This window comes from Streptomyces sp. MZ04 (assembly GCF_004684775.1).
GTDB lineage: Bacteria > Actinomycetota > Actinomycetes > Streptomycetales > Streptomycetaceae > Streptomyces.
The window spans coordinates 1-6368 of record NZ_SRIC01000387.1 but is presented as its reverse complement, the minus strand read 5'-3'; the positions used below and the strand labels follow the sequence as shown (position 1 = coordinate 6368).

The 6368-nt window shown below is 71.1% G+C and carries 3 protein-coding genes; 2 read left to right on the top strand and 1 reads right to left on the bottom strand.

The window, feature by feature from the left end; genetic code table 11:
* A partial coding sequence (eccCa, locus tag E2651_RS40015; protein WP_135336192.1) for a type VII secretion protein EccCa occupies window positions 1–3950 on the top strand: 3950 nt, incomplete at its 5' end.
* A 17-nt stretch (window positions 3951–3967) separates the two neighbouring features.
* On the opposite strand, the gene E2651_RS40010 is transcribed toward eccCa, so the two are convergent.
* On the bottom strand, window positions 3968–5206 hold the full coding sequence (locus E2651_RS40010) for an IS110 family transposase (protein ID WP_135336191.1): 1239 nt from the start codon (window positions 5204–5206) through the stop codon (window positions 3968–3970).
* A gap of 233 nt (window positions 5207–5439) precedes the next feature.
* Between E2651_RS40010 and E2651_RS40005 the strand changes: the two genes are divergently transcribed.
* Window positions 5440–6368 (top strand): DUF6177 family protein (locus E2651_RS40005; RefSeq protein WP_135336190.1); only part of this gene is annotated, 929 nt, incomplete at its 3' end.

Below are 6368 nucleotides of genomic sequence, written 5' to 3'. Positions count from 1 at the left end.
GCACCATCGAGCCGCCCCCGAATCTGCCCGAGGGCAAGATGGGCAACGCCGCCACCGCCCTGCTCCCGATGGCCGGCGTCATGGGCTCGGTCGTCATGATGACCGTCATCCGCAACAGCCAGTTCGCCGCCGTCGGCGCGATCGTCCTGGTCTTCGCCCTGCTCGGCGCGGTCGCCCTCTTCCTGTCCCAGCGCGGCAAGGCCCAGCGCACCCGGCGCATGCAGCGCGAGCGCTATCTCGAGTACGTCGAGGAACAGCGCGAGGAACTGGGTGCCATCGAGCGGGAGTTGCGGAGCCAGGCCCGGGTCCTCAATGCGCCTCCGACAGCTTTGTACGACCTGGTGCGCGACCCGGCCCGGCTGTGGGAGCGGCGCCGTCTGGACGCGGACTTCCTGCGCGTGCGGCTGGGCACCGGCGACGTACCCGTACAGGCCCTGACCATCGGCCAGAACCAGGGCAGCGGCGTGCTGACCCCGCCCGACCCCTTCATGCTGAACGAAGCGCGTGCCCTGCAGCACCGCTTCACCACCGCCACCGACTTCCCGCTGAGGGCGCCGCTGGACCGCGCGGGCAACGTCAGCATCATCGGCGAACGCGACGACGTACTGCGCGTCGCCCGCGCCCTGCTGATCCAGACCGCCGTGACGCACGCCCCCGACGACGTCGCCATCGCCCTCGGCGTCCCCGGCGAACGCCTGGACGCGTGGGAGTGGGCGAAGTGGCTGCCCCACGTCCTCGACGCCCAGCAGGACGACGGGCCGGTCGCAGCCCGGCGCATCGCACCAAGCATCGAGCAACTGGCTCGGCAGTGCGCCCCGGATCTGCGGCGCCGCTCCTCCTACGCCGCCGAAGTACGCCGCGGTCTGTCCGACCGCAACGCGCTGCGGATGAACGACCGGCTCTTGGTCGTCAGCGACTGCCACGGCAGCACCGCCACCGAACTCCCCCGCCCCGACACCGCCGTCGACCTCACCGGCATGGGCGTGACCGTGCTCCACCTGCTCGAACAGCAGGTGCACGAACCGGACCAGGTGAGCGTCCGGATCACTGTCGACGGCGACCAGGTGAGCGTCGAAGATCTGCGTGCCCCCGACGCGCTGCCCGGCCACGGCACTGCGGACGCGGTCAGCATCGCGGGGGCGGAGGGCCTGGCCCGCATGCTCGCCCCCCTGCGGCTGTCCGCCGAGTCCGCGGCCGAGGGCACCCCCATCTCCGGCCCCGTCGACTTCCCCGCCCTCCTGAGCATCGACGACCCTGCCGCTCTCGACCTCGACAAGCAGTGGGCGCCGCGCGGCGAGCGCGACTTCCTGCGGGTGCCCATCGGGCTCAACGACCGCCACGAACCAGTCCTGTTGGACCTCAAGGAATCCTCCGAACTGGGCATGGGACCGCACGGCCTGTGTGTCGGCGCGACCGGCTCGGGCAAGAGCGAGCTGCTGCGCACCCTGGTCCTGGCGCTGGCCGCCACCCACTCCCCCGAGGACCTGGCGCTCGTGCTGGTCGACTACAAGGGCGGCGCCACCTTCGCCCCCTTCACCGAACTGCCGCACGTCGCCGGTGTCATCACCAACCTGGAGAACCAGGCCGGTCTCGTCGAGCGCGTCCACACCAGCCTGGCCGGGGAGGTCAAGCGCCGCCAGCAGGTCCTCAAGGACGCCGGGAACATCGCCGACATCGGCCACTACGCCGCCCTGCGCGACAAGCAGCCCGAACTCGAGCTGGAGGCCCTGCCGCACCTGTTCGTCGTCATCGACGAATTCGGCGAACTCCTCACCGCCAAGCCCGACTTCATCGACCTGTTCCTGTCCATCGGCCGCATCGGCCGCTCGATCGGCGTACATCTGCTGTTGTCCAGTCAGCGCATCGAGGGCGGCAAGCTCAAGGGCCTGGAGACCTACCTCTCCTACCGCCTGGGCCTGCGCACCTTCTCCGCCGACGAGTCCCGCACCGTCCTGGACACCACCGACGCCTTCCAGCTGCCGCCGTTGCCCGGCTTCGGCTACCTCAAGGTCGACACCTCCACCTACGATCGCTTCAAGGCGGGCTACGTCTCCGGCGCCCACCGCGGCCCCACCCTGCACGACCAGACCGACGCCGAACCTCTCGCCTGGGCCTATCCCACCTTCAACACCGGCCAGGACCCCACCACCGGCGCCTCGGAACAACCCTCCATGCGCGAGCGGGAGACCGGCCCCACCGTCCTGACCACCCTGGTCGACCAACTGTGCGCCGCCGCCCCGCCCGTGCGGCGCATCTGGCTGCCGCCGCTGCCCGACACGATCACCCTCGATGCCGCCGCCGGACCCGTGCAAGCCTCCGAGCGCGGCCTGCACCTGGCCACCAGCGCGGGCCCCATGCAGCTGCCTCTGGGCGTCCTCGACGACCCGGCCAAGCAGTGGCAAAAGCCCTGGACCCTGGACCTGACCGTGGCCGGCGGACACGCCGCCGTCATCGGCGGCCCCCAGTCCGGCAAAACCACCCTGCTGCGCACCCTCGCCCTCTCCCTGGCCCTGACCCACACCCCCCACCAGGCTGCCCTCTACGGCCTGGACCTGGTCGGCGGCGGCCTGACCGCACTCTCAGGGCTGCCGCACGTGGGCGGCATCGCGGGCCGCGCCGACCACGAACGCGCCGCCCGCACCGTCGCAGAGGTCCGCGCCCAACTCGCCCTGCGCGAGAACCTCTTCCGCGAGCATGGCATCGACTCCGTCGACCAGCTGCGCCACCTGCGCGCCCGGGGCCGCCTGTCCGAACTCGGCTCCACCGACATCGTGCTGCTCATCGACGGATTCGGCGCCCTGCGCGACGAGTTCGCCGACCTCGACGACACCGTCACGGACCTCCTCAAGCGCGGCAGCGGCTACGGCATCCACCTCGTGGCGGGCATGCTCCGCTGGAACGACGTCCGCATCGCCACCCAATCCATGTTCGGCACCCGCATCGAACTGCGCCTCAACGACCCCTCCGACTCCAGCGTCGACCGCAAACTGTCCGAGACCCTGAGCGCCGACACCCCCGGCCGCATCCTGACCGACGCCAAACTCTTCGCCCACACCGCCCTGCCCCGCATCGACGGCCAACCGACCACCGGCGACCTGGGCCCCGCCCTGGAACGCGCCGCCTGCACGCTGCGGGCCAGCTGGTCCGGCGAACTCGCCGCCCCCGTACGGGTGTTGCCCACCGCCCTGCCCGCCAGCAAGCTGCCCTCGCCCGCCGCCGAACCCACACGCATCCCCCTCGGCGTCGACCAGGACAACCTGGCCCCCGCCCTCCTGGACCTGGCCGGACAGGACCAGCACCTCCTGGTCCTCGGCGACAACGAATGCGGCAAGACCAACCTGCTGAAGCTGATCACCCGGCAGCTCATCGACCGCCACAGCGACAAGGACCTGGTCTTCGGCGTCTTCGACCCACGCCGCGGCCTGCGCGGCATCGTCCCCGAGCCCTACCGCGGCGGCTACGCCCACAACACCAAACTCGCCACCGCCCTGGCAGGCGGCATCGCGAGCGAACTGGAAAAGCGCCTGCCCGAGACCGCCGACCCCGACGCGATCACCGACGGCCCCGCCTTCACCGGCCCGCGCATCGTCATCCTCGTCGACGACTACGACATCCTCACCACCGCCGGCCAACAACCCCTGGCCCCCTTCCTGCCCTACATCTCCTCCGCCCAGGACATCGGCCTGCACTTCATCGTCACCCGCCGCGCCGCAGGAGCCTCCCGCGCCCTGTACGAACCCTTCCTCACCACCCTGCGCGAAACCGGCACCACCGCCCTCCTCATGACCGGCGACCGCACCGAAGGCCAGCTCTTCCCCGGCCTCTACGCCTCCACCCAACCCCCCGGACGCGGCACCCTCATCCGCCGCGGCCGCCGCCACCAGCTCATCCAGACCGCGCTCGCCGATACGCACAAGGCCGATCTGCCGGCAGACAACGAGCACCCGTGACACCCCCTGTGTCAACCTCACACCGCTTGAAGCGTCGCTGGCGGGGCGGAAAGACGTTGCAGTCCGCCGTGCCGGTCAGGCTGGTAGGGCTCGTTGGTGAGCCAGCACCGGTGAATCACGCGGATCCAGGCGCGGGCCAGGACACGGACCGCATGGGGATGGTCCATGCCACGTGCACGGGCTCGCTGATAGACGTCGGCGGCCCAGGGGCTGCTGTGGCGACTGTTGCCCGCGAAGGTCGTCAAGGCGCTCCGCAGGCGTTTGTTGCAGGCCCAGCGGAAGGAGACCCCGCGCATGCGTCCAGAAGCCCTGGTGACCGGGGCCACGCCTGCGAACGCCGCGATCGCGTCCGCGTCGGCGTAGGCAGCGCGGGAGTCACCCCATTCGGCCAGGATCTGGGCGGCGTTGACCAGCCCCGCCCTGGGCAGCGAGGTGAAGATGTGCCCATCGGGATGCTGGGCGAGATGCGCGGCCACGGAGCGGTCCAGGTCCTTCTTGACCGTGCCCAGCGCGCGCAGCACCGCGACCAGGGCGATCACGGCGTCGCGGCCGGCCTCGCCGTGGTCGGGGTCCATCACGCCCGCGGGGGCCGACCGCAAGCGTTCGACGAGCTGGGCGGGGCTGCGGCGGCCGCAGTAGTGGTGCTTGACGCAGAACGCGGCCATGCGCTTCTCGCCCAGAGCGGAGGCGGGGGTGGGGTAGCGGGCGAGGAAGTCCAGCGCGATGGGCGACTCGACATCCGCGAACAGCGCCTTTGCGCCGGGCCAGAAGGAGTCCAGCAGGGCGGAGAGCATGTTGGTGGCCATGACCCGCAGCCGCACCACGTCGTCACGGGTGCGCACCACGGTGCGCAGCGCCTTGGTCTGGTTGCTGAGCGGACGTGCCTGGCTCAGCTTGTGGTGCCGCAGCCGCAGGTACTCGGCGATCACCATGGCGTCGCCCGGATCCGACTTGGCGCCCGACAGCACCTCGGCGTCCCGCCAGGCCTTGATGGCGTTGGGCTTCACCGGCACCACCGGATGCCCGGCCTCCAGCAGCAGGTCCACCAGCCGCCCGTCGGGGCGCTCGATCGCCACCGGTGTGCTCTCGGCGTCACCGAACTTGGCCAGTCGGCGCACCAGTTCGGCGAAACCCGCCGCAGTGTGCGGGACCGTGAAGGCACAACGTGTCCGTCCGTCCTCATTCAGAACGCACACCGCGTGCTCGTTCGACGCCCAGTCGATCCCGACGTAGTACTCGCTTTGGGGCAGTGTCACAGCTCTCCTCGCGCCGATCAGCGAAAGGCCGGTGACGAAGCTGAACCCCGGGCGGTCACTGACTGGCGCTCTGCGGCGCGTCCCTCTGTTGCCGGTCGACAGCTCCGGAAGAACCGGGGGCGGCAGTGTCACGGGGGCCCTGCAAGAGCGACCAAAGACGGCCGTCACCCCGGCTCTCACCGGCATCCAACAACGAACCCTGTAACAGGGCCCGCAACAGAAAGGGTCCCCCAGTGACCAAGGACGTCATCGCCCTCACCCCCAAGATGCCCGACACCTGGACCGTGATGGCCGGCCTGGGCGCGGCCGGCCCCGACGCGGAACTGACCGCCGCCGCCGACGACGCGGTCATCCAGCTCTGCGGCACCGGGGGGCGCCCTCTCGTCTCCGTCGAGGCGCCCGTCCTCGTCCAGGTACCCGGTGAGGCGCAGCGCCTGCTCGGCGACCAAGTGCCTGCGCCTGACGTCCCCTTCTGGTGGACCGAAGCCCGCGCCACCACATCCGCCCCCGAGGCGGAACACCTCGCGGGCTCCGTCTGCGGGCGGCTGACCCTCCTGCTCGGCGGCGCCACCTGGCCACCCGAAGCGGCCACCACAGACGTCGTCCCTCCCACCACCGACTTGACCGCGCTCCCCGCCCCCGGCCGGCCAACGGTGGATGTCCTCACCGACTCGGCCGCCGTCGTCCTGCACGACCGGCCGGTCCTCGCCCTGACCACGTGGCTCTCCGACGTGCTGCGCACCACCACTCAGAGTGCTCTCAGCCTGCAGATCGTCACCCCGCCCCATGTCCGGCTGAGCGCACCCGCCCGCACCACCCTGGCCAGAAACCCGAACCGCTGGATCATCCAGGACCCCACCGACGGCTACTACGACGGCCTGACAGGCACCGTCCTGCGCTGGCAGGACGGCACCTTCGCCCCCGCCCGCACCGCAGACGGCCAGGCGGCCATGGCCGAGGCCTTCACCACGATCACACCGACCGACGAACGCCAACTGATCGTCGCGTTCCGAACCGAGCAGCCAGCCGACGAACAGCTCGTTCTCGGCCGCTCCCTGGAAGCCGCCTGGCGAAGGCTCACCGGAGCGCCCCCGACAGGCTGGGGCACCGCCGAGCCCGTCAACCTCCCCTGGTCCACCCGCCAGTTGACCGACCTCGCCCG